21 protein-coding genes are annotated in these 24,782 nt (G+C 55.2%); 15 read left to right on the forward strand and 6 right to left on the reverse strand.

The genetic code is table 11. The features are described from left to right. Positions 1–139: 139 nt before the first annotated feature. The 6 genes from ilvN to A3841_RS18870 form a co-directional block, all read right to left on the reverse strand. Entirely contained in the window at positions 140–748 is a 609-nt protein-coding gene (ilvN, locus tag A3841_RS18845; RefSeq protein WP_073854796.1) for an acetolactate synthase small subunit, read from the reverse strand. A gap of 23 nt (positions 749–771) precedes the next feature. Further along, positions 772–2,505: a biosynthetic-type acetolactate synthase large subunit gene (gene ilvB, locus A3841_RS18850; protein ID WP_073854798.1), complete on the reverse strand. Its 1,734-nt coding sequence runs from the start codon at positions 2,503–2,505 to the stop codon at positions 772–774. Next, positions 2,468–4,189, reverse strand: a complete 1,722-nt coding sequence (ilvD, locus tag A3841_RS18855; RefSeq protein WP_073854800.1) for a dihydroxy-acid dehydratase — start codon at positions 4,187–4,189, stop codon at positions 2,468–2,470. Before ilvD ends, ilvB begins: the two co-directional genes overlap by 38 nt. A 276-nt stretch (positions 4,190–4,465) precedes the next feature. Then, a complete protein-coding gene (locus A3841_RS18860) occupies positions 4,466–5,347 on the reverse strand; it encodes a branched-chain amino acid transaminase (protein WP_073854802.1) in 882 nt (293 codons plus the stop codon). Between the two features lie 447 nt (positions 5,348–5,794). After that, positions 5,795–6,646: an aminotransferase class IV gene (locus A3841_RS18865; protein WP_073854804.1), complete on the reverse strand. Its 852-nt coding sequence runs from the start codon at positions 6,644–6,646 to the stop codon at positions 5,795–5,797. Then, complete coding sequence (locus tag A3841_RS18870) at positions 6,633–7,766, reverse strand: DmpA family aminopeptidase (protein WP_073854806.1); 1,134 nt, start codon at positions 7,764–7,766, stop codon at positions 6,633–6,635. Before A3841_RS18870 ends, A3841_RS18865 begins: the two co-directional genes overlap by 14 nt. A gap of 629 nt (positions 7,767–8,395) precedes the next feature. On the opposite strand from A3841_RS18870, the gene A3841_RS18875 reads away from it, so the two are divergent. From A3841_RS18875 to A3841_RS18945, 15 genes are all read left to right on the forward strand, one after another. Beyond that, the gene (locus tag A3841_RS18875; protein ID WP_073854808.1) at positions 8,396–8,827 is read left to right on the forward strand and encodes a CBS domain-containing protein; all 432 of its coding nucleotides are present in this window, start codon (positions 8,396–8,398) and stop codon (positions 8,825–8,827) included. 61 nt (positions 8,828–8,888) lie between these two features. Beyond that, complete coding sequence (locus tag A3841_RS18880; protein ID WP_170866236.1) at positions 8,889–9,317, forward strand: NADH-quinone oxidoreductase subunit A; 429 nt, start codon at positions 8,889–8,891, stop codon at positions 9,315–9,317. A 95-nt stretch (positions 9,318–9,412) separates the two neighbouring features. After that, entirely contained in the window at positions 9,413–10,051 is a 639-nt protein-coding gene (locus A3841_RS18885) for an NADH-quinone oxidoreductase subunit B (protein ID WP_073854810.1), read from the forward strand. Positions 10,052–10,222: 171 nt separating this feature from the next. After that, positions 10,223–10,408, forward strand: a complete 186-nt coding sequence (locus A3841_RS18890) for a DUF4242 domain-containing protein (protein WP_235861512.1) — start codon at positions 10,223–10,225, stop codon at positions 10,406–10,408. Positions 10,409–10,648: 240 nt separating this feature from the next. Next, positions 10,649–12,397, forward strand: coding sequence for an NADH-quinone oxidoreductase subunit C/D (nuoC, locus tag A3841_RS18895; protein WP_073854812.1), 1,749 nt, complete (start codon positions 10,649–10,651; stop codon positions 12,395–12,397). Positions 12,398–12,519: 122 nt separating this feature from the next. Then, positions 12,520–12,984: an NADH-quinone oxidoreductase subunit NuoE gene (nuoE, locus tag A3841_RS18900; RefSeq protein ID WP_073854999.1), complete on the forward strand. Its 465-nt coding sequence runs from the start codon at positions 12,520–12,522 to the stop codon at positions 12,982–12,984. A 17-nt stretch (positions 12,985–13,001) separates the two neighbouring features. Further along, the gene (gene nuoF, locus A3841_RS18905; RefSeq protein WP_073854814.1) at positions 13,002–14,303 is read left to right on the forward strand and encodes an NADH-quinone oxidoreductase subunit NuoF; all 1,302 of its coding nucleotides are present in this window, start codon (positions 13,002–13,004) and stop codon (positions 14,301–14,303) included. Beyond that, positions 14,285–17,017: an NADH-quinone oxidoreductase subunit NuoG gene (nuoG, locus tag A3841_RS18910; RefSeq protein ID WP_073855001.1), complete on the forward strand. Its 2,733-nt coding sequence runs from the start codon at positions 14,285–14,287 to the stop codon at positions 17,015–17,017. The genes nuoF and nuoG overlap by 19 nt, the downstream gene beginning before the upstream one ends. Then, a complete protein-coding gene (gene nuoH, locus A3841_RS18915; RefSeq protein WP_073854816.1) occupies positions 16,987–17,952 on the forward strand; it encodes an NADH-quinone oxidoreductase subunit NuoH in 966 nt (321 codons plus the stop codon). The genes nuoG and nuoH overlap by 31 nt, the downstream gene beginning before the upstream one ends. A gap of 320 nt (positions 17,953–18,272) precedes the next feature. Continuing rightward, the gene (gene nuoI / locus A3841_RS18920; RefSeq protein WP_073854818.1) at positions 18,273–18,788 is read left to right on the forward strand and encodes an NADH-quinone oxidoreductase subunit NuoI; all 516 of its coding nucleotides are present in this window, start codon (positions 18,273–18,275) and stop codon (positions 18,786–18,788) included. 3 nt (positions 18,789–18,791) lie between these two features. After that, positions 18,792–19,328 carry an NADH-quinone oxidoreductase subunit J gene (gene nuoJ, locus A3841_RS18925; protein ID WP_073854820.1) on the forward strand — a complete coding sequence of 179 codons (537 nt, stop codon included), beginning with the start codon at positions 18,792–18,794 and terminating at the stop codon, positions 19,326–19,328. Further along, complete coding sequence (gene nuoK, locus A3841_RS18930; protein ID WP_073854822.1) at positions 19,325–19,633, forward strand: NADH-quinone oxidoreductase subunit NuoK; 309 nt, start codon at positions 19,325–19,327, stop codon at positions 19,631–19,633. Before nuoJ ends, nuoK begins: the two co-directional genes overlap by 4 nt. A 4-nt stretch (positions 19,634–19,637) precedes the next feature. Next, the gene (gene nuoL, locus A3841_RS18935; protein ID WP_073854824.1) at positions 19,638–21,524 is read left to right on the forward strand and encodes an NADH-quinone oxidoreductase subunit L; all 1,887 of its coding nucleotides are present in this window, start codon (positions 19,638–19,640) and stop codon (positions 21,522–21,524) included. Then, a complete protein-coding gene (gene nuoM, locus A3841_RS18940) occupies positions 21,521–23,092 on the forward strand; it encodes an NADH-quinone oxidoreductase subunit M (RefSeq protein WP_073854826.1) in 1,572 nt (523 codons plus the stop codon). Before nuoL ends, nuoM begins: the two co-directional genes overlap by 4 nt. Before the next feature lie 180 nt (positions 23,093–23,272). Continuing rightward, a complete protein-coding gene (locus tag A3841_RS18945) occupies positions 23,273–24,733 on the forward strand; it encodes an NADH-quinone oxidoreductase subunit N (RefSeq protein ID WP_073854828.1) in 1,461 nt (486 codons plus the stop codon). Positions 24,734–24,782: the final 49 nt, after the last annotated feature.

Here is a 24,782-nt window from a genome sequence, read left to right on the forward strand (position 1 = left end):
TTGATTTAAGGTTAGATTTTTTATTTTTTGGGACACAAGTAACAAGAAACTAGACGTAAGACTATTTAGTTATACTTAGCCTTTGTCCACACAGAGTCTTGTGTCTTGATACATGCATCCTGATACTTGATACAAAGAATTACATGGTAAAGACTTTCTCGCGGCTGCTCAGGAACTCGTTCTCCACCACCTCGTCGTGTGGCTCGCTTTCCTCGAATTCCTGCAGCTTGCGGTGGAATCCCTCGCTGTCTTTGATGATGGCGATGCGGGCGCTGCGCACAAACTCGATCAGCCCATAAGGCTCCAGCACCTTAATCAGGTTGTCTGTCTCTTCGCGCTGGCCGGTGGTCTCGAACACAGTATAATCTTTCCGGATCACCACGGCGCGGGCGCCGTTCTCCCGGAGCAGGCGCTCCACGATGGCGCGTTCGGCGATCACATCGGTCGGCACTTTGTAAAGCGCCATCTCCTGCCAGATCACATCCTGGTTGGTGTTATAGTATGCCTTCAGCACGCCCACCTGCTTTTCGATCTGCCCGGCGATCTTGCGCACCACTTCCGCTGTTTCGGTGATCACGATGTTGAAGCGATGGATTCCCTCAATCTCGGACGGGGAGGTGTTAAGGCATTCCACATTGATCTTTCTGCGGGAGAAGATGATGGCAATGCGGGTTAGGAGCCCGATGTGGTTTTCGGTGTACACCGTGATGTTGAACTCCTGCTTGTCGGTATGGTTCTCGATACTCATACTTATACTTGTTTAGGCGGCTCTTATTTCAGCCTGATCTCACTAACACTACACCCTTGTGGCACCATAGGGAACACGTTGTTTTCCTTGGTCACCATCACCTCCAGCAGGAAGGAACCCTGGTGGGAAAGCATCTGCTGCAGCGCCTCCTGCAGCTCCTCCCGTTTGCTGACGCTCCGGCCGCTAATGCCGTAGCCGCTGGCTACCTTCACGAAATCCGGACTGGTGATGTCAACAAAGGAGTAGCGGCGCTCCAGGAAAAGCTCCTGCCACTGGCGCACCATGCCCAGGAACTGGTTGTTGAGGATCAGGATCTTCACGTCCACGCCCGTCTGCATGATGGTGCCCATCTCCTGCAGGTTCATCTGGAAACCGCCGTCACCGATCACGGCCACCACGGTTCTGTCGGGTGTTCCAAACTTTGCCCCAATGGCAGCCGGCAGGGCAAAGCCCATCGTGCCCAGGCCGCCGCTGGTGATGTTGCTGCGGGTATGGTTGAGTTTGGCATAACGGCAGGCCACCATCTGGTGCTGCCCCACGTCCGTTACCACAATGGCGTTGCCTGCGGTCAGGTCGTTCAGCTGCTGAATCACCTCCCCCATCGTCATCTCCTCAGATGTCGGGAAAAGCTCCTCCTGTATCACTACCTCTACTTCCTCCTTGTTATACTTTCGGAACTGCCCGAGCCACTCACTGTGCTCTTTGGCTTCAATTAAGGCGGTCAGCAGCGGCAACGTCTCTTTGCAATCACCCCAAACCGGCACGGTTGCCGGCACGTTCTTTCCTATCTCCGTCGGGTCTATGTCCAGGTGAACGACCTTGGCTTGTCTGGCATACTTGTCCAGCCGCCCGGTCACGCGGTCGTCGAAGCGCATGCCGATAGCGATCAGCACGTCGCACTCGTTGGTGAGCACGTTGGGGCCATAGTTGCCGTGCATGCCCAGCATGCCCACGTTCTGTGGGTGGTCTGTTGCCAAAGCGCCCGCACCCATGATGGTCCAGGCAGCCGGAATGCCGCTCTTCTCCACGAAGGCCTTGAACTCTCGCTCCGCGGACCCAAGTATCACGCCCTGGCCCCAAAGTATAAAGGGTTTTTTAGCCCCGTTGATCAGTTCAGCCGCCTGCACAATATACTCCTGCCGTACACTTGGCTTTGGCTTGTAGCTGCGGATATGCCTGCAGGGCTGGTAGCCGGTAAACTCGAATTTTTGCTGCTGCGCGTTTTTGGTGATGTCGATCAGCACCGGCCCCGGCCGGCCGCTACGGGCAATGTAAAAGGCCTTCGCCAGCACATCCGGAATCTCACTGGCATCGGTTATCTGGTAGTTCCATTTGGTAATCGGGGTGGTGATGTTGAGGATATCCGTTTCCTGAAAGGCATCTGTGCCCAGCAGGTGCGCGAACACCTGCCCGGTGATGCAAACCAGCGGTGTGCTGTCGATCTGCGCATCGGCCAGCCCGGTTACTAAATTGGTGGCGCCGGGGCCGCTGGTGGCAAACACCACGCCCACCTTTCCCGAGGAGCGCGCGTAGCCCTGCCCCGCGTGGATGCCACCCTGCTCGTGGCGCACCAGTACGTGGTTCAGTTTATCAGTGTAATCATACAAAGCATCGTACACCGGCATGATGGCGCCGCCTGGATAGCCGAAAATGGTGTCTACCTTTTCTTCGAGCAAGGCAAGTATAAGCGCCTCTGCTCCGGAGATGGTTTTAGCTTCCTTAGGCAATGCTGGTGCTTGTTTCTCTTTCGTTAACATGGGATTCTTCCTCTAAATCTGTTATACATCCGTTGCTGGCATCGCTCACTGTTCGCGTATACTTCAGCAGTACGCCCTGCTTCACCTCAGACGCGGGCCTCTGCCACTTATCACGGCGAAGCTGGAGCAGGGTATCAGCCACATGCAGGTGAATCGTGTTGGTGGTGGCATCCAGCGTGATCAGGTCGTCGTCTTCTACCAGGGCGATCGTGCCGCCGTCGTACGCCTCCGGGCAAACGTGGCCGATCACAAAGCCGTGGGTACCACCTGAGAAGCGGCCATCCGTGATCAGGGCTACCTTATCGCCCAAGCCTGCCCCCATAATGGCCGAAGTAGGCTTCAGCATCTCCGGCATGCCCGGTCCGCCTTTCGGGCCGACGTAACGGATGACGACCACATGGCCGGGTTTGATCTTACCCAGTGTGATGCCTTCGTTCAGTTCTTCCTCCGAGTCAAACACAATGGCCGGGCCTTCAAACTTGTGTCCCTCTTTTCCGGAAATCTTCGCCACCGCGCCTTTCGTAGCCAGGTTGCCAAACAGCGTCTGGATGTGGCCGTCCGCTTTTATCGGGTTAGACAGCGGGCGCAGCAGGTCCTGCTCCTGGCCCAGCGGTTTTATGTCTGCCAGGTTCTCAGCCACGGTCTGGCCGGTCACGGTCAGCAGGTCGCCAGTCAGCAGGCCCTCATCCAGCAGGGTGCGCATCACGGCAGGCACGCCACCCAGGGCAGAGAGGTCCTCCATCAGGTATTTGCCGCTTGGCTTCAGGTCGGCCAGCACCGGCACCCGGTTGCTCACCTCCTGAAAGTCCTGCAAGGTCAGCTTCACGCCGGCCGCATGCGCAATGGCAATCAGGTGCAGCACGGCGTTCGTGGAGCCGCCCAGCACCGTGATGAGCACCAGCGCGTTCTCAAAAGCCTCGCGCACCAGGATGTCTTTCGGCTTGATGTCGCGCTCCAGCAGGCGCAGCAGGTATTGGCCCGTGGTGAGGCACTCCTGTTTCTTCTCGGCGCTGATGGCCGTAGAGGAGGAAGAGAAAGGGATGGACATACCCAGTGCCTCGGCGGCCGATGCCATGGTGTTGGCCGTATACATGCCGCCACAGGCACCCGGTCCCGGACAAGCGTTACGGATGATGCCTTTGTAGTCTTCGTCGGAAATGGCGCCGTTCAGCTTTTTGCCATAGGCCTCGAAGCAGGACACAATGTTGAGTTTCTGCCCTTTAAAATCACCGCCCTTGATGGTGCCGCCATAAACCATCAGCGACGGACGGTTGAGGCGCGCCATGGCCATCAGGGAGCCGGGCATGTTCTTATCACAGCCTACCACACAGGCCAGCGCATCGTAGTTATGGGCCCCGGTGATGGTCTCGATGGAGTCGGCGATCACCTCGCGGGAAACCAGCGAGTAGCGCATGCCCGGTGTGCCGTTGGTGATGCCATCGCTCACACCGATGGTGTTAAAGCGCAGCCCTACCATGCCCGCCTGGTTCACGCCCTGCTTTACATCGTCGGCCAGCGCGTTGAGGTGCATGTTACATGTGTTTCCGTCAAAGCCCGTCGAGCAGATGCCCACGAAAGGCTTGCGCAGGTCCTCTTCCGAGAGGCCGGAGCCGATGAGCATGGCCTGTGAGGCCGGAAGGCTGTCGTCTTGGGTATAGATGCGGCTGTATTTGTTTAATGCCATTGTTTTAAGGTGGTTAGTGGTAAACTGAAGCTCCCTGAAGAGAGGCATCGTCACAGGTTAATTTGGTATATGCCACAGCGCAGCGGACAGCCAGACCATAGCATCAGCATCGCAAGTTCAGGTATCCGGATAGTAGGTTGGGGCAATCTTTCGCCAGTTCCATACTTTCTAACCTCGGAGTTTAAACACATAACTGGCTGATTATGAGAAAGTATAAAAAGAGCAATCTACCATCTCTAACTGCCGGATTCATACTTGCCCATGATCAAACAGCTGTTAGCACGGCACAAGCCCGCCGGTTACCAGGGCTGAATAGCGTCGGCCCAGAAGGGCACCTATACTTTCCTCGAAAGGCTTTTTAAAGACATGCGCATTGATGGACTGCACTCCTACTACCTCTGCGGCAGTGCCTGTCAGAAAAGCGGCATCCGCCTCTTGCAGCACTTCCGGGGTAAAGAATTTCTCGTGCACGGTGATGCCAGCTTCTCTTGCCAGCTCAATAACCGTGTTGCGGGTGATGCCACGAAGTATACTTCCGGGAGGGGCAGTGTAAAGCTCCCCGTCCTTCTCATAGAAGAAGTTCGACCCGGGTCCTTCGGCCACAAATCCGTTCATGTCCAGCAGCAGCGCCTCGTCGTACCCCTTGGCCTTGGCATCGGAGCAGGCAATGGTGGAGTTAACATAGTGGCCGGAAACCTTCGCCTCAACTGGCACCGACTTCGGGTTTGGGCGCTCGTAGGGAGAGACCATCACGCGCAGGGTCCTGTCGCCTAGGTATTTGCCCCACTCCCAGGCGGCTACCATCAGGTTGCTTTCCTGCGGCGCGGTCAGGCTCATGTTCGGGGTCGCGGCATAGACCAGCGGGCGGATGTAAGCATCCTGCAGGTTGTTCATTTCCAGCAGCTGGTAGGTTAACTGGGTGAGCTCCGCCACGGAGTACTTTAGCGGAAGCCCCACGGCGCGGCAGGAGAAATGGAGGCGTTCATAGTGCTCCTCGGCCTTGAAGATGCGTGTGCCGTCCGGCGTTTTGTAGGCCCGGATTCCCTCGAAAACGGAATAACCGTAGTGCAGGCTTTGGGCATAAACGGAGCAGGAGGCATCTGCGGCCTTCACGAATTCTCCGTCGAGGTAAACGAGCGTGTTGCTGTTGAAATACATGGTTTTAAAAGTATAAGGTTAGGTATTCATACATAAAAAAGCCCTTCCAACCGGGTGGTCAGAAGGGCGCATGTGGATAATAGTCGGCCATTCCTTCAACCCGGCGGTAGAGGACGAATGAGAATAATAATGACTACTATGAGTGCTAAAAGCATTATCTTTTCTTTAAAATCAGCCTGAAACAAAAACAGCCATCTCTTGGGGAGATGGCTGCAGTTCGTATAAACTATGCGTTATATTCAGTATCAGCGTACCATCTCTACCTCACGTGGAATGACCACGCGAATAATAATGGAAATGAGTAGGTGTAGCTGATACATTGTCTGTTCTGATGATGTTTGTTGCCTGCAAATGTAAAGGCTAAAACCAAAGATGCAAGCAGAATTTTAAATATTTTTTATGCAAACGATTGTTTTGCACCCGAAATGGAACTCCTTTTTATACTTTTTATACTTTCTCCCTGGCCCCTGCTTCCTCTTCTAAGCGCACCAGGTCCTGCAGCAGCGCTAGCGTCACCTCACCCGGCTTTCCTGTCCCGATCACCCGCTCATCCACCTGCACCACAGGCAGGATGCGCTTGGTAGTGCTGGTCAGGAATACCTCTTTGGCGTTGTATACTTCTTCCAGCGTTACGGTGTCCTCTGCGGCTTTATACTTTTTGCCGGCAAGCGCCAGCACATGCTTGCGCGTTACGCCCAGCAGCACGTTCTCCGAAGGAGTAAGCACCGTATTGTCATGGGTTACGATGAACAGGTTGCAGCGCGGAAACTCCGACACCACGCCGCCGCGCTGGTAGAGCACATCGCTGGCGCCGCGCCTGCGGATCTCCTCGATTAGCCGGATGCCAATGGTATAGTTGATGGTCTTGGCCCTGGGCACCTCCCGCACATAATCGTGGGTAATGATCTTGATGCCCTGCTCCAGCATGTCCGGGCCAGGCAGGTTAAGCGGCTGTTGAAGTATAAGCAGGCTCGGCTCGGCGAGGTCGAAGCCATTGGCAGAGTAGCCTCCGGTCAGGATCATCTTCATACCCGACGCAGGCATGGCATTCTTATGGATCAACTCCTGAATCACCGCTTTCAGCTCCTCATCCGAGAGCAGCACCGGCAAGTGCAGCGCCTGCGCCGAAGCCCGGAAGCGCGCCAGGTACTCGTCCAGGAAAACGGGCCTGCCATCGAAGACCCTGAAGTAGTCGAACACGCCGTAGCCGCGCTGGATGGATAAATCGCTGATGTGCAGCGTGGCCTGCTCCAGTGGCAGCACCTGGCCGCGCACATAGGCATAGTTAGTTGATTGCATGGTGTTTCTTTAACAGCTTTAGGACTTTGTTAAGCGGCAGCGCCTCCACCTGCCTACCGTCTTTGCCGGTCATGGTTTCGGCCTTGAACAGGGAATTGATGATGGCCTCCTCGGTGGCCTCGATCACTGCCATGAACAGCGGCGACATGTCATCGTTACGAAGTATGGGAACGGCCTGCGTTTTGCTTCCGGATGTATAAGGAATGCGCAACTCAGGATTGGTGGAGAAGGCGATAACGTAGTCGCCGCTGCCGTTGGAGGCGATGCCGCCGGTTTTCGCCAGTCCCAGCATGGCACGACTAGCCATGCGCTCCAGGTTGCGGGCATCCACCAGCGCATCGGTAGCCACCACGATCATGCAGGAGCCGTCGGCGCTGTCCTTGATCTGCTGGTTCATGAAATACTGGTCCAGCTCCTCTCCCACCGGCACGCCGTTTACCTGCAGCACCCCGCCAAAGTTGGTCTGCACCAGCACGCCCACGGTATAGCCCCCCGCGCTCTCCGGTAATTTTCTGGAGGAAGTGCCAATACCGCCTTTAAATCCGAAGCACACGGTGCCCGTTCCAGCGCCCACATTTCCCTCCTGCACGGGTCCCTCCTTTGCCTGTTGTATGGCCTGCAGCACATGCTCCTCCCGCACATGCCTGCCCCGAATGTCGTTCAGGTAACCGTCGTTTGTTTCTCCCACCACGGCGTTTACCGACTGCACCTGCTCGTTGCCGGGCTGCCGTAACGTATAGTCAACCACCGCGTTCATGGCAGTGCCTACGCTTAACGTGCTAGTAAGTATAATGGGGCTTTCGAGGTTGCCCAGCTCCTGCACCTGCGTACTGCCCGCCAGTTTACCAAAGCCGTTGCCCACGAAAATGGCGGCCGGCACCTTCTCCTGGAAAATATTCCCTTCATGTGGAAGTATGGCTGTAACGCCCGTGCGAATCTGGTCTCCCTCTATGAGCGTGGTATGCCCCACCTGCACGCCCGCCACGTCAGTAATGGCATTATACTTTCCGGTTGGCAGCACCCCTATTGTTACGCCATAGTCCTGGACACGCTTGCGGTCCTGGCCCTTTGCTTGTGCGTACATCATCACCAAAAGTATAAGGATAAGGGTTGGTCTCATTTGCTTCTCCTACGTATAGCACTGCCTAAATATAGAGAGGCTGCAGCAGAAAAGCTATAGGTCTGGACGTATAAACAGTAGCAGTTCAGCGGCAGTTTGTCTTTTTATACTTCCCTGTAAAATCAAAGAGCCGCCGGGGCTATTACCCGGCGGCTCTTTGTTATAATCAGCTTGCTTTATAGCTGATACTATAGGCACACGAAATCTCAGCCTTCAGGTTACAGCGCTTGAACCAAGGCAGACCAAGTGGCCGGGCATGTAAGCCAGCTTACACGCAGCACGCACTACCAATAGTGGTCGTAACGCTTGCGCCTGGGGCGCTGCTTTTTTCCGTAGCAGTAGTAAATGAAGTATGCCACTCCATACAGGGCCAGAACCAAACCGATGATCAGTGTTTCCATACCCCCAATATACGAAATAAAAAATAGAAGTTATAGTGTAAACAGAATGAAATATAGTGGCTACCAGTATTATTTAAAGGGTGAAACTACTTTTTACGGGGTGTTGATCTGCCCGAAGAAGAATTTTTTATAAATTATATATAATAATTACACCATAAATTTTAAATAATCGTATACAACGATAACATTTTTGAATATCCCACCCAAAAAAGCCAAAAGGAGGTAGCTATGGGCACAGTAAGACACATTCTTCAGAAGAAGGGACACGGCGTTCTTTCTATCAATCCTTCCACCACCGTCTACTATGCGCTGGAGTACATGGTCGAGAAAAACGTGGGAGCCCTGCTGGTCACGGATGGGGAGCGGTTCGCAGGCATTTTCACGGAAAGGGACTACGCCCGAAAGGTGATCCTGAGGGGAAAGGCCTCGAAGGAGACGCTGGTGCGGGAGATCATGAGCGAACACCCTGTTACCGTAACACCCGACGACACAGTAGAGGATTGCATGAAACTAATGACCCAGAAGTACATCCGCCACCTGCCCGTAATGGAGGGAAACAGGCTGGTAGGACTGGTTTCAATCGGCGATATCGTGAAGTACATCATCGAGGACCAGAAATTCATCATCGACAACCTCGAGCATTATATAACAGGGCAGTAAAACTGGTTGGCAGTGTTGCCGGCCGCTAGGCAATAACCTTATTCGCAGGAGGCGAACAGCTTTGGATACCACGGAAACAACAACTTTGCTTTGGCCCCTGGTGGTCTATGCCGCCATTGTGCTGAGTCTGGTGGGGATTATACTTGGTTTGTCTTACGTGCTGGGACAACGGCATAAGGAACGCGCTACCGGCGAGCCCTACGAAGGCGGCATTGTAAGCACCGGAGGCGCCCGTATACGCTTCTCCTCGCAGTTTTACCTGGTGGCTATGCTCTTCGTGATCTTCGACGTGGAAGTGGTGTTTATACTTTCGTGGGCCATTGCATTTAGGGAGTTGGGTTGGTATGGCTATGCCGGCGTGGCCGTGTTTATCCTGATGCTGGTCGTGGTGCTAGTATACGAGTGGCGCAACGGCGCTCTGGACTTCGGCCCCGATGGCAATAAAATTCTGGCGGCCTACAAGCGGCTGACGCAAAAGCCGGCGGCCTGAGTTTAACAAAAGACGAATTGGCAAAGGACAAAATTCTACTGGTTATACTTTGTCCGGACGAATAACGAACAACGACTACCTAACAACGAACGCCCATGAAATGGTGGCTAAGCAAACCCGATGATCCTGTAAAGGCAACAAGCGGCACCAGCTCTTACGAGGAAACGGTGCAGCAAAGCATCATGCTCACCACTGTGCAGGACCTGGTAGCCTGGGGCCGAAAGAACTCGATGTGGCCTTTTCACTTCGGGCTGAGCTGCTGCTTTGTGGAGATGGCCACCAGCATGACACCCAAGTATGATCTGGCTCGTTTTGGGGCCGAGGTAATCCGGGGTACGCCACGCGAGGCCGATGTGATGATCATTGCCGGCACGGTATTCATCAAAATGGCCCCGATCATCAAGCGCCTGCACGAGCAGATGATGGAGCCCCGCTGGGTGATCTCGATGGGCAGTTGCGCCAATTCGGGCGGCATGTTCGATATTTATAGTGTGGTGCAGGGGGTGGACAAATTCCTGCCCGTGGATGTATACGTGCCCGGCTGCCCTCCCCGTCCCGACGCCTTTATGGAAGGCCTGATGCTTCTGGCTGAATCAGTGGGCAAAGAGCGAAGGCCCCTCAGCTGGACGATCGGGGAGCAGGGTGTGATCAGGCCGGATAAAATTGATGTGAAAGAAAGGCGGCAGGAAGCCAGGTCAAAAATGACAGAGTTTCGGTCACCGGATGAAGTATAGGGAGTTGGAAAGTTTAGGAGTTAAAGAGTTTGGGAGTTAAAAAGATGTCATACAATGCGTTTGGCCAAGAAGCCTTAACACCTCATCGTATTTTCAGTTTTGTGGATGTTCTAAAGTATAAAAGCTATGCCTAAGTATGTTATTGAGCGGGAAGTTCCGGGAGCAGGTAAAATGACTCCCGAGGAATTAAAAAATATTTCACAGACCTCCTGTGGCGTGCTCCGAAATATGGGGCCCGACATACAATGGGTACACAGCTACGTGACAGGCGATAAAATCTATTGCATCTACAATGCCCCGGATGAAGAGATGATACGCGAACATGCTCGGCAAGGGGCTTCCCTGCAAACTCTGTGAGCGAGGTAAAGTCCATAATCGATCCGGTAACAGCCGAGTGAAGTATAGGGAGTTGAGGAGTTAGAGGGTTTGGGAGTTAAAGAATAAATACCAACGTATGCTTCCACCCTTCTAAGTATGAGAGGAGGAGAATAGGGTTTCTTTACTAACGTATAAAAACAGTTTTACTTATCATAAATAATCAACTACATAAAGTATAGCATGAAGTAGCATAGTACGGTCATTTTTCAGAATTCACCCATGGAAAACGGGAACAGTACATTAGAGCAACTGCAGGCGCAGTTTGGGGCAGATACGTTTACCCCACAGGCAACAAAGGATGAAATCCTCACCCTCTGGATGCCTCCTGCCAAAATAGTGGAGGTACTCACCTTTCTGAAGAAGGATATCCCACAGCCCTTCCGCATGCTCTACGACCTCACAGCCATCGACGAGCGCACCCGCAAGCCCGATAACGGCCACATCCCCTACACCTTCACCATCGTCTACCACCTGCTCTCTTTTGAGCGCAACAGCTTTATCCGGCTCAAAGTAGGCTACCGCGACGAGTTTCCTACTGTGCCAAGTATAAGCAGCCTCTGGGCAAACGCCAACTGGTACGAGCGCGAAGTATACGATATGTTCGGCATCCGATTTACAGGGCACCCGCATTTGTACCGCCTCCTGATGCCGCGCACCTGGGTGGGCCACCCGCTGCGTAAAGAGCATCCTGCCCGCGCCACCGAAATGGGTCCTTTTGCCCTGTATGACGACAAAATGGACCTGGAGCAGGCTGCTCTGCAGTTCAAACCGGAGGAATGGGGCCTGCAGCGGCAGAGCGATGACAGCGACTTTATGTTCCTCAACATCGGGCCCCAGCACCCCGGCACCCACGGGGTACTCCGCATCATACTTCAATTAGACGGCGAGGATATTGTGGATGCCATACCGGATATTGGCTTTCACCACCGGGGGCAGGAGAAAATGGCTGAGCGCCAGTCGTGGCACACCTACCTCCCCTACACCGACCGCGTGGATTACCTGGGCGGCGTGATGAACAACCTGGCCTACCTGATGGCCGTGGAAAAACTCGCCGGTATACAGGTGCCGGACCGCGTGAAAGTGATCCGCGTGATGCTGTGCGAGTTGTTCCGCATTGCCAGCCATTTGGTGTGGTATGGCACCTTTGCGCAGGACGTGGGCCAGCTCTCGCCGGTATTCTACATGTTCACCGACCGCGAAAAGGTGTTTGATATTGTGGAGGCCATTACGGGCGGGCGCATGCACCCCAACTGGTTCCGCATCGGCGGGGTGGCGCAGGACCTGCCCAAAGGTTGGGAGACGCTCGTGCAGAATTTTGTCAACTACTTCCCGAAACGCTTGAAAGAGTACGATGGCATGGTGATGAAGAACAGCCTGTTCAAGGCGCGCACCAAAGGCATCGGCATTTTTACGCTGGATGAAGCCATAGAATGGGGCGTAACAGGTCCTAACCTGCGCGCCTGTGGCATGGAGTGGGACTTCCGCAAAAAACAGCCCTACTCCGGCTACGAAATGTTTGATTTTGAGGTACCCACCGCTGCCAACGGCGACTGCTACGACCGGGCCCTGGTACGCGTGGCGGAGATGCGCCAGAGCCTGCGCATCATCGAGCAGTGCCTGAAAAACATGCCGGAAGGACCCTATAAATCGGGCCATCCGCTCACCACGCCACCTCTTAAGAAGCACACCATGCATGACATCGAGACCCTGATCACCCACTTTCTGGGCGTGAGTTGGGGCCCAGTCATGCCGGTCGGGGAAGCCATGAGTTGCATTGAGGCGACCAAAGGGGCCAACGGTTACTATGTGACCAGCGACGGTAACACCTCCCCCTACCGTCTGCGCATACGCACGCCTTCTTTCCCGCACATGCAGATGCTGCCTTACATTACCAAAGGTTATACCGTGGCAGACCTGCTGTCTATACTTGGCGCGATGGATTACGTGCTGGCAGATGTTGATCGATAAAGCGAGTTAAGGGTTTAAAGCTATGAGTTAACATGTATCTAAAACATAATACATCGAAGGAGCCAAGTATAAAAACCTCTCTAACTTTTCACGCACACTTTTAACTCTAAACTATAATGCCCATGCTCACCACAGAGGAAAAACATCAGATCGACCATGAGATAAGCCTGGTGCCTTCGCCGAAGAACGCCTGTATCGAGGCACTCAAGGTCGTGCAGCAAAACCATGGCTGGGTGTCGGATGAGAGCCTGAAGGACGTGGCCGACTATGTGGGCATGTCCACTGCGGAACTCGACAGTGTGGCGACGTTTTACAACCTGATCTTCCGCAGGCCGGTTGGCAGGCACGTAATCCTTCTCTGCGACAGCATCAGCTGCTACGTAATGGGCTATGAGGACATCAAAGAACAGCTTTTCAATAAACTGAGCACACAATACGGCCAGACTACAGCAGATGGCCGTTTTACCCTGCTTCCCAACTGCTGCCTCGGCACCTGCGACTGTGCCCCCGCCCTTATGATTGACAACGACCTGTACCGTAACCTGACGGTGGACCAACTGGATGAGATCCTGAGCAAGTATACCTAAAACCAAAGCGGGCACCTATGGAGAAGCCCCTGACCCAACACATTGTCCCTGGCCGCAAACCGCTCAACCTGAAAGAGTATGAGAAAGTGGGCGGCTACCAGTCTGTGCGTAAAGTACTGAAAGAGATGGCGCCCCAGGAAGTACAGACGCTGGTGAAAGACTCCAACCTGAAAGGCCGTGGCGGAGCTGGCTTTAACACAGGCCTGAAGTGGAGCTTCGTGCCCATGGGGCCTGAGGCGGCACAGCCCAAGTACCTGGTGGCCAACGCCGACGAGATGGAGCCTGGCACTTTTAAAGACCGCCTGTTGCTGGAGGGTAACCCGCACCAGCTCATCGAAGGCATGATCGTGGCCGCTTATGCCATTCAGGCAAGTATAAGCTTTGTGTTCCTGCGCTGGGCCTACAAGCTGGCCGCCCGGGAAATCACCCAGGCCATTCAGGAAGCATACGCCGCCGGTTATCTCGGCAAAAATATATTGGGTTCTGGCTTTGATCTGGAAATGCACCTGCACACAGGCGTGGGCCGCTACATGTGTGGCGAAGAAACCGCTTTGCTCAACGCCCTGGAAGGCAAACGCGCCAACCCAAGAGCCAAGCCGCCGTTCCCGCAGGTCAGCGGCTTGTTCGGCAAACCCACCATCGTGAACAACGTGGAGACGCTCTGCAACCTGCCGCACATCGTCAATAACGGCGCCGAATGGTTTAAAAAGCTGGGCCTGACAGAGGATGCCGGCACTAAACTGTACGGCGTGAGCGGCCGCGTGAAAAAGCCTGGCTGCTGGGAATTGCCGATGGGCACTACCATCCGGGAGATACTCGAAGAACACGCCGGCGGCATGCAGGATGGCTACCTCTTCCGCGGCCTTTTGCCCGGCGGCGCCTCCACCGATTTTCTCGTGGAAGAGCACCTGGACCTTCCGATGGATTATCCTTCCATTCAAGCGGCCGGCAGCCGCATGGGTACGGGCACCATGATTATACTTGACGACCAGACCTGTCCGGTGGGCTTTACGCTGAACCTGCAGCACTTCTTTGCGCAGGAGTCCTGTGGCTTTTGCACGCCTTGCCGCGAAGGTCTGCCTTGGGTAGAGAAAATTCTCTTGGCTATCGATAAAGGCGAGGGCAAACCCGAACACCTGCTCACATTAGATTTTCATACCAAATACCTTGGCCCTGGCAACACCTTTTGCGCCCTGGCACCCGGCGCCATGGAACCCCTGCAGAGCGCTCTGAAATACTTCAGAGAGGATTTTGAACGGCACATTCACGAACACCATTGTCCCTGGAGCAAAAGCAAAGTATGGCAACCATCTATATAGATAACCAACCCTACCAAGTACAGGCGGGCAAAAACCTGCTCGAAACCTGCCTCACCCTCGGCAAGGACCTGCCTTACTTTTGCTGGCACCCGGCCATGGGCTCTATCGGGGCCTGTCGCCAGTGCGCCGTGAAAGTATACAAGGACGAGAACGACACCAAGGGCAAGCTCTTTATGTCGTGCATGGAGCAGGTGCGCGACGGCATGCGGATTTCGATTGCCGATCTGGAGGCCAAGGAGTTCCGGGCGCACATCATCGGCTGGCTCATGACCAACCACCCCCACGACTGCGCCGTGTGCGACGAGGGTGGCGCTTGCCACCTGCAGGACATGACCGTGATGACGGGCCATAACTACCGGACTTATAGTTTTCAGAAACGCACCTACCACAACCAGTACCTGGGCCCTTTCCTTAACCACGAGATGAACCGCTGCATCCAGTGCTACCGCTGCGTGCGCTATTATAAAGACTATGCCGGCGGCAAGGACCTGGACGTGTTTGCCGCCCACAACCATTTATACTTTGGCCGCGCCGAAGACGGGGTGCTGGAAAGCGAGTTCAGTGGCAACCTGGCCGAAGTATGCCCCACCGGGGTGTTCACCGACAAAACCCTTAAACAGCATTATACCCGCAAATGGGACCTGCGGATGGCGCCATCGGTTTGCCATCACTGCAGCCTGGGCTGCAACACCATCGCCGGCGAACGCTACGGCACGTTGCGCAACATCACCAACCGCTATAACGGCGAGGTAAACGGCTACTTCCTCTGCGACCGCGGCCGCTTCGGCTATGAGTTTGTGAACAGCCCCGGCCGCATCCGAAAACCTTTGGTGCGCAGTCGGCTGCCTGAGGCCACGGAGAAATACCCGGCCCTGAAAGCGGCTTCCTCGGCCATTAGCGCCGGCCGCGTCATCGGCATTGGTTCTCCGCGCGCTTCTTTGGAGTCAAACTATGTACTCAAGAAGCTTGTGGGAGAGGATAATTTCCATCATGGCGTTTCGGATGTGGATCATGATTTGGTGGACCTGTCGCTGAGTATACTTCGAGATGGTGCGGCCCGCACGCCCTCTTTAAGGGAGGTGGAGAAAGCCGACGCGGTATTTATACTTGGCGAAGATCTCACCAGTACCGCCCCGATGCTTGCGCTGGCTGTGCGGCAGTCGGTACGGCAAAAGCCACTGCTGGAGGAAGTATCCCAGGCCAAGATCCCGGTATGGCAGGATGCGGCGGTGCGGGAGTTAGTGCAGTCGGAGAAAGGACCGCTGTTTATTGCCCATTATACGCCCACCAAGCTCGATGAACTGGCTACCCTTACGTTCTTCGATTCCCCGGAAACCATCGCCCGGCTGGGTTTTGCCGTGGCTAACCTCATTCATCCTGATTCACCGGAAGTACGCGGGATAACGGAGGAAGGACAGGAACTGGCACAGCAGATCGCCGACGCACTGATGGCCGCCAAAAACCCGCTCATCATTTCCGGCACCTCCTCAGGCAGCGAACGCGTGCTGAAAGCCGCCGCCAACATTGCCCATGCGCTGGTAGCCAAAGAGAAAGCGGCAAGTATAAGCCTGGTGGTGCCCGAGTGCAACAGCATGGGCCTGGCCATGCTCGGCGGCCATAAACTGGAATCGGCGTTTGAGGCGGTGATGAACGGCTATGCCGATACCGTAATTATACTTGAGAACGACCTGTACCGAAGAGCTGGCGCCGCTACCATCGACCAGTTTCTGAAAAACTGCAAACAGGTGATCGCGCTCGACCACCTGCACAACGCCACCACCGAAAAGGCCGACATACTGTTACCGGCCGCACCTTTCTCCGAGGCAGACGGGACGCTCATCAACAACGAAGGGCGTGCGCAGCGCTTTTTCCAGGTGCACCCAACTTCCGAAGAGATACAGGAAAGCTGGCACTGGCTGGCTGAGGTGGGTACCATCATGGCCGATGAGCAGATTAGCAGCTGGCACGGCTACGACGACATCGTGAAAGCCATCGCCAAAGAATACCCGGAACTGGAAGGAGTCAGGAAAACGGCGCCACCGTCAGATTTTCGCATTGCCGGCCAGCGCATCCCGCGCGAGCCGCAGCGTTTCAGCGGGCGCACTGCAATGCAGGCCAACATCAATGTGAGCGAGCCCAAGCCTGCCGAAGACCCTGATTCGGCGCTCTCCTATACCATGGAGGGCTACCGCGGTCAGCCACCTTCTTCCCTCATCCCCTTCTTCTGGACACCGGGCTGGAACTCGAACCAGCAGGCCACCAACAAGTACCAGGAAGAAGTAGGCGGGCACCTGAAAGGCGGGGATCCTGGTGTGCGGCTCATCGCACCTGCCGGCTCTGCGCCATACTCTACGGCCGTGCCGCAGAAGTTTATTCCTTTGGAGGGGCACCTGTACATGCTGCCGCTGCACCACACGTTTGGCTCCGAAGAGCTCAGCAACCACTCGCCCTCCATCCGGGAGCGCATACCGGAGGCGTATGTGGCCATCAACGCTGCCGATGCGCTCCGCATGAAGCTGGACGAAGGGCAGCTGCTGAGTTTCTCCATCGAGGGACAGATCTACCAGTTACCAGTAAAATTAAGCCAGACCATCCCGAGCGGCACCGCCGGCATGCCCAACGGCTTACCTGGGGTACCTTTTGCCGAATTACCTGCCTGGGCCATTCTTAACCGAGACATCCAATGGAAACAGCAACCCCAAACTACTTTCTGATCATCGGCGGCGTGCTGTTCGTTATGCTCAACGTGGCCGCCTTGCTCATCTGGGTAGAGCGCCGCGGCCTCGCCCTGTTCCAGGACCGCTACGGCCCGAACCGCGCAGGCCCCTTTGGCCTGCTCATCGTTGCCGCCGACTCCATCAAGCTGTTTTTTAAGCAGGACTGGATACCGCCGTTTGCCGATAAGCCGGTGTTCGTGCTGGCCCCGGCCATAGTGGTGGTGACGGTGCTGATGAGCTTCGTGGTGATCCCGTTCGCGCCGGGCGTGATTGTGGCCGACCTGAACATTGGGCTGCTTTTCTTTCTGGCTATGTCGTCGATGGGCGCTTATAGTATTATACTTGGTGGCTGGGCCTCCAATAACAAGTATAGTTTGCTGGGTGCCATGCGCGGCGCAGCGCAGATGATCTCCTACGAAGTATTCATGGGCCTCTCCTTGATGGGCGTAGTTTTGCTCAGCGGCTCCTTTAGCCTGGTGGAGATAGTAGAGGCGCAGCGGGGGCTGTGGTTTTTCATCCCGCAGATCGTGGGCTTTGTGATCTTCTTTATAGCCGGCATCGCCGAGACGCACCGCCTGCCTTTCGATATTCCGGAGGCCGAGAGTGAGCTCATTGCCGGTTTCCACTCGGAGTACTCGGGCATGAAGTTCGGCATGTTCTTCATTGGCGAGTACATGGGCATCACGCTCATCTCCTGCATGATCGTGACTTTATACTTTGGCGGCTGGCTGGGTCCGGATTTCCTGCCACCGATTGTGTGGTTCATCCTCAAAACACTCTTCTTCCTGATGACCTTCGTCCTGCTGCGCGCCTCGATGCCCCGGCCACGGTATGACCAGCTAATGGAGTATGGCTGGAAGGTGCTGCTGCCCCTCACGCTGCTGAACCTGATGGTAACGGCTGGGGTGGTGCTGTGGATGGGTGAGAGTTGAGGAGTTAGAGAGTTAGAGAGTTTAGGAGTTGCCAGTAAACCGCTCTTTCGGATTTGTAATCCGAAAGTATAGTAGCCGCGGATTTGTAATCCGCATTGCAAAGGCAGTGGCTAATGGCAAGCAAGCGGGTTGCAAACCCGCATTTAGCAGGGTTCCGGATTACAAATCCGGAACAGCGACAAGTGAATAGACCTGTGCTAAAGAACAACTCAGGATAAGTAGTAAGACAAAGTTCCCCGCCTTGGCTAAGGAGGGGTTAGGGGTGGTTGGGCCCGGCACAGCACCAATATAAAAGAACTATTAAAACGAAAGGAGCAGCTATGTTTAGTTTGTTGCGCAGTATGTGGCTCACGTTTCTGCACGCATTTCATAAGCGGGAGACCATACTTTACCCGGAAGAGAAACCCATACTTCCAACCCGGTGGCGGGGCCGCATCGTACTTACGCGCGACCCCGACGGTGGCGAACGCTGTGTGGCCTGCAACCTCTGCGCTGCTGCCTGCCCCGTGGACTGTATTGCCCTACAGCCTACGGAAGACGAGACCGGCCGCCGCTACCCCGACTTTTTCCGCATTAACTTCTCGCGCTGCATTTTCTGCGGCTACTGCGAGGAGGCCTGCCCCACCTACGCCATCCAGCTCATCCCCGATTTTGAGATGGGCGAGTATAACCGGCAGAACCTGGTGTATGAGAAAAAAGACCTGCTCATCAACGGCGAGGGCAAGTACCATGGCTACAACTACTACAAAGTGGCGGGCATGGCCATCGGCGGAAAAGACAAAGGCGAGGCTGAGAACGAAAGCCCTCCGGTAGACATCAAAAGCTTACTCCCCTAACCTATGGAACTGACATTTTATATCGCCGCGGCTGTTGCCGTGCTTTCCACGATCATGGTGATTACGCGCTACAACATCATCCATGCCCTGCTATACTTAGTTGTGTCCTTTCTGGCAGTGGCCGTGGTGTTCTTCACCCTGGGCGCTCCGTTTATGGCGGCGCTGGAGATCATCATTTACGCCGGGGCCATCGTGGTGCTCATCATCTTCGTGATCATGATGCTCAACCTGACGCAGGAAGATGTGCGGCGGGAAAAGGAATGGCTGAAGCCTTCGGTCTGGGTGGGTCCGGCCATACTTTCGGCGGTGCTGCTGGCTGAACTGGTATACATCGTTGCAGCCGGTACGTCGCCGCAAACGGAGGCCGTCGTGGCTGTAGACGCTAAACTGGTTGGCCTGTCCTTGTTCGGACCCTATATCTTAGGTGTTCAGCTTTGTGGTATCATGCTGACGGCGGGAATTGTGGGCGCCTACCACCTGGGCAGGCACAAGAAAAAAGTTATTCACCGGTTTTTACAGGAAAGGAGCGCAGCCGCATGAGTGGAGCACCCATGGAAGCCGCCCTGCTCTTGGCAGGCGTCCTTTTTATACTTGGGCTGATCAGTGTGCTGATTCGCCGCAACATCATCTTCATGCTCATCTCAGTGGAGATCATGCTCAACGCTGCCGGCCTTGCCTTTATCGTGGCCGGCTCCCGGTGGGTGCAGCCGGACGGACAGGTGATGTTCATTTTTATACTCACGATGGCGGCTGCGGAAGTGTCGGTCGGGCTGGCGCTCATCCTGCAGATTTACCATCAACTCAAAACCCTCGACAGCGACGCTGCCAGCTTTATGAAAGGATAAGACTATGGAAAATTACATCTGGCTCATACCGGCCCTGCCCTTTTTAGGCTCGCTCCTGCTCATCCTTTTCGGCACCCGCTTGTCACGCGCAGGCGTGGCTATACTTGGTGTGGGCAGCGTGGGTATTTCAGCCCTTATCACCATACTTTTAGGCCTGCAGTATCTGGCTGAAAAGCCGGCATTTTACCACCAGGAAGTATGGCAGTGGTTTAACGTGGCGGGCTTCAGTCCGTCCATCGCCTTTCATCTGGATGCGCTCTCGATTGTCTTTATCTTCGTCATCACGTTTGTGGGATTTCTGATTCACCTCTACTCCACCGCCTACATGGCCGAGGATATGGACTTTTCCCGCTTCTTTGCCTGCATGAATTTGTTTGTGGGCTCGATGCTGCTCTTGGTGATGGCTGATAACCTGCTGCTTTTATACTTTGGCTGGGAAGGTGTGGGCCTCTGCTCCTACCTGCTCATCGGCTTTTGGTACAAAGACCCCGCCAACGGCTACGCTGCCCGCAAGGCCTTTATCATCACCCGCGTAGGCGATGTAGCGATGGCCATCGGGCTATTTATACTTTTCCAAACCTTCGGCACGCTCCACATCCAAACGATACTTAGCCAGGCACCGGAAGTATGGAGCGTTGGGGCACAGGCAGCCGTTCTGGTGGGATTGCTGCTCTTAGGTGGCGCGGTAGGTAAATCGGGTCAGTTGCCACTGCAAACCTGGTTACCCGATGCCATGGCAGGTCCGACGCCCGTTTCGGCGCTCATACATGCGGCTACCATGGTAACGGCCGGGGTATACTTAATTGCCCGCATGTACGTGATTTTCGACCTGGCGCCGGTGGCGCAAATGGCCGTGGCCGTGATAGGTGCAGTAACTTTACTGCTGGCTGGCTTCTCCGCCCTCACCCAATACGATCTCAAGCGGGTGCTGGCCTACTCCACTATCAGCCAGATCGGCTATATGTTCCTGGCGCTTGGGGTAGGGGCCTGGTCGGCGGGGATCTTCCATTTTATGATCCACGCCTTCTTCAAGGCGCTGCTCTTCCTTTGTGCCGGAGCCATTATACTTGCCCTGCACCACGAGCAGGACATGCGCCAGATGGGTGGCCTCCGCAAAAGTATGCCCGTTGTGTTCTGGACCTTCCTGATTGGTGCGGCCTCGCTGGCGGCGCTGCCCCTTATTACGGCCGGTTTCTATAGCAAAGACCAGATTCTATGGTATGCGTTGGCTGGTCCGCAGGGCAGCATCTGGTTATACCTGGCTGGGCTCGTAGGAGCGTTCATCACCTCGGTTTATACGTTTCGGATGGTGTTCATGACCTTTTATGGGGAGCCTAAAACGCATGTGGCGCATCCGCCGGGCAAAATCATTACCATCCCGTTGGTTATACTGGCCATACTTTCGTTGGTGGGCGGATTTATAGAGTTGCCGCACAATTTTGCACATGTGGCTTTATTCTCCGGGCTAATGGCGCCGGTACTGCCGGGCATTACGGCTAACGAGCTGCTGGCAGCCAACGAGTGGCTATTCCAGGTTTTGGCGGCGGTTGTCTCGCTGGGCGGCGTGTTTGTCGCCTACCTGTTTTACCAGAAGAGCCCGGCACTGTTGGCAAGTATAGAACGCTCTTCTTTTGCTATGGCGCTGCACCGTTTCTGGTTCTCCGGCTGGGGCTTCGATGCGCTGTATGATGCCCTGATCGTGCGGCCCTACGTGTTCCTGGCCAACCTCAACAAGCGCGACATCATCGACAGCTTTTACACTGGCCTGGCCCGCACGGCCGAGGGTTTCCATGTGATGATCTCGCAAACCCAGAGCGGTGTGCTGCGCAACTACGTGGCCGGCGTTGTGGTCGGCGCTATCATGATTCTCACCATAAGCCTGTTGCTATGATACTCCTTTGGATGATCGTGATCCTGATGGCCGGCGGACTGCTGGCGTGGCTCTCCAAGAAGTGGCACCCCGAGCTGCCCCGTTGGATCGCGCTGTTTGCCGTGCTGGCTGACTTTATACTTGCCGTATACTTGTGGCTGACTTTGCCGGCGGCCACCTTGGGCGCTTCGCCCTGGCTGCTGCAACTGGAGATTCCCTGGATTCCGCAATGGGGCGTGAATTTTATACTTGCCCTGGACGGACTGAGCCTGCTCATGCTGCTGCTCACTTTTTTCCTGGGAATTCTGTGCGTGCTCGTTTCGTGGCGGGAGATTCAGACCAAATCCGGCTTCTTCCATTTTAATCTGATGTGGGTGCTGGCGGGCATTACGGGCGTTTTCCTGACTCTGGATTTGTTCCTGTTCTACTTTTTCTGGGAGGTGATGCTCATCCCGATGTACTTTCTGATCGGCATATGGGGGCACGCCAACCGTACCTACGCCGCCTTCAAGTTCTTCCTCTTCACGCAGGCTTCGGGGCTGCTGATGCTGCTGGCCATACTTGGTTTATACTTTATCCACGGCTCTCAGACAGGAACTTATACTTTTAATTACTTTGAGCTGCTCGGCACGACCCTGGCTCCGGAGGCCGCCCGCTTGCTGATGGCCGGTTTTCTGGCTGCCTTCCTGGTGAAGCTGCCCGTGGTGCCCTTCCACTCCTGGCTGCCCGATGCGCACTCGGAGGCGCCCACTGCCGGTAGCGTAGTTCTGGCCGGGCTGCTGCTGAAAACCGGCGCCTATGGCCTGCTGCGTTTCGTGCTGCCCTTATTCCCGACAGCAGCGGTGGAGTTTGCTCCCTGGGCGATGCTGCTGGGCGCTGTCGGCATTATCTATGGCGCTGTTATGGCCTATTCTCAAACCGATCTGAAGCGCCTGGCTGCATATACTTCCGTGAGCCACATGGGCTTTGTGATCCTGGGCGTGTTTGCCTTTAACGTGTGGGCGCTGCAGGGCGTGGTGATGCAGATGATTGCCCACGGCCTTAGCACAGGGGCCTTGTTCATCGTCGCGGGCCTTTTGTACGAGCGCCTGCACACCCGCGACATGGGGCAGATGGGTGGCTTCTGGGCCAAGGCGCCGAAACTGGGCGTGTTTGCGATGGTCTTTGTGATGGCCTCGCTCGGCCTGCCGGGCCTGGGCAACTTCATCGCCGAATTCCTAACGCTGGTAGGTTCCTGGCAGGCCAACAACTGGCTCACGGTTATCGCTACGATTGGCATTGTTCTGGCCACGGCCTACTCGCTGCGCATCATGCAGAAAGTCTTCTTCGAGCCCGCTCCTACCGATCATCCCCTGCCGGATTTGTCCGCTAGAGAAATGCTGATTGCCGTGCCGATGATAGCACTTATACTTTGGCTCGGCCTCTACCCGCAGCCGGTATTAGACACCGTGCAGCCAAGTATAAACCAGCAATTGCAGGCCTATCAGGAACCGGAAGTGAAAGAGAAAGTGGCGGTGGTGGAGGCAGTGCCCAAAGCCGAGCTAAGTATTGGAAAAGATAAGAGAGGTAAAACAAAAGTCCCCCTTTGAAGGGGGCGGGGGGATGATAAGTTGATAGAAAGCTTTAAACAGCTTTGGCTTCAAAGTAAAATAAATAGCATTGCTAGTATTATTAAACATTTGCTTCTGCACGTGCAATCATCCCCCTACCCCCCTCAAAGGGGAACTTAAAAGTTTACAAAGTATAAACTACTACAAATCAAAAACGCCATGAGCCAAACAGACTTCCTGCACCTGATGCCGCTGATTATACTTGCGATAGCTGCACTCCTCAACATGCTGGTGGTGGCGGCCTGGCGGAACCACAAGATCATCTATGTCATCACAGCCGTGTCGTTTGTGGCCGCCTTTCTGTCGTTGTTTGAGCTGCGGGACATCACGGCTCACGCCATAGAGCCGCTTTTTGTGATCGATGGCTTTGGCGTGTTTTACATCGGGTTGATCCTGGCGACGGCGCTGGTCATCAGCATGCTGTCCTATGCCTACTTTGAGCAGCGTGAGGAGCAGAAGGAGGAGTATTACATCCTGTTGATCTTATCGACTTTGGGAGCCTGCACATTGGTCATCAGCACGCACTTTGCCTCGCTTTTTCTGGGCCTGGAGGTGCTGAGCGTAGCCTTATACTCGCTCATTTCCTACCTGCGCACCCGCGAGCGTTCCGACGAGGCCGGCATCAAATACCTCATACTGGCTGCTTTTTCCTCAGCTTTCCTGCTCTTCGGGATGGCGTTGGTTTATTACAGCACCGGCACCATGACCTTTGCCGGCATCGCCACGGCCATGAAGGATTTTCAGGAACTTCCTATTCTGCTGCTCACCGGCTTTGGCATGATGATCATCGGCATTGGTTTTAAGCTGAGCGTGGTGCCTTTCCATATGTGGACGCCTGATGTGTATGAAGGCGCCCCTGCCCCGGTGACGGCCTTTATCGCCACCGTTTCCAAGGGAGGCGTGCTGGGCCTGTTGATTCGCTTTTTTATGGAGGTGGACGGCTTCCGCTACCCTACCCTGATCACCATTTTCTCAATTGTCGCGATTGCCTCTATGATAGCCGGTAACCTGCTGGCCCTGATGCAGACAAACGTCAAGCGCATCCTGGCTTACTCCTCCATTTCGCATCTGGGCTACCTGATGGTTGCTTTTCTGGCCGGCGACCGGCTGGGCGTGGAGGCGATTACGTTTTACCTGGTGGCATACTTTATCACGATGGTAGGTGCCTTTGGCGTGGTGGCGATGCTCTCGGATACGGAACGCGATGCGGAACTGTTAGACGATTACCGCGGTCTGCTCTGGCGCCGCCCCTGGACCGCCACCGCCTTTACCGCCATGCTGCTCTCGCTGGCGGGCATTCCGCTTACCGCCGGTTTTGTGGGCAAGTTTTATGTGCTGGCCGCCGGGGTAAATACGCAACTGTGGCTGCTCGTGGCCATGCTCGTGCTTAACTCCGTGATCGGTTTATACTACTACATAAAAGTGGTGGCCGTGATGTTTCAGCAACCCGAGGCAGAGGCAGAACCCCGTCCGCGCCTTCGCCCTTCCATTTACCTGGCCAGTGTAGGCACGCTGGCTGTGCTGACGCTGCTGCTGGTGCTGGTGGGCGTATACCCGGCCGCCCTGGTCGAGGTCATTCAGAATGTGTTCTCCACGGCCCCGGAGATGGTGGCAAAGTAAGTTCGTTTGCACGGCACAACGTCCTGCTTTTAACCAAAGTATGTATACT

Source organism: Pontibacter flavimaris, from assembly GCF_001907195.1.
In the GTDB taxonomy this organism is placed as follows: domain Bacteria; phylum Bacteroidota; class Bacteroidia; order Cytophagales; family Hymenobacteraceae; genus Pontibacter; species Pontibacter flavimaris.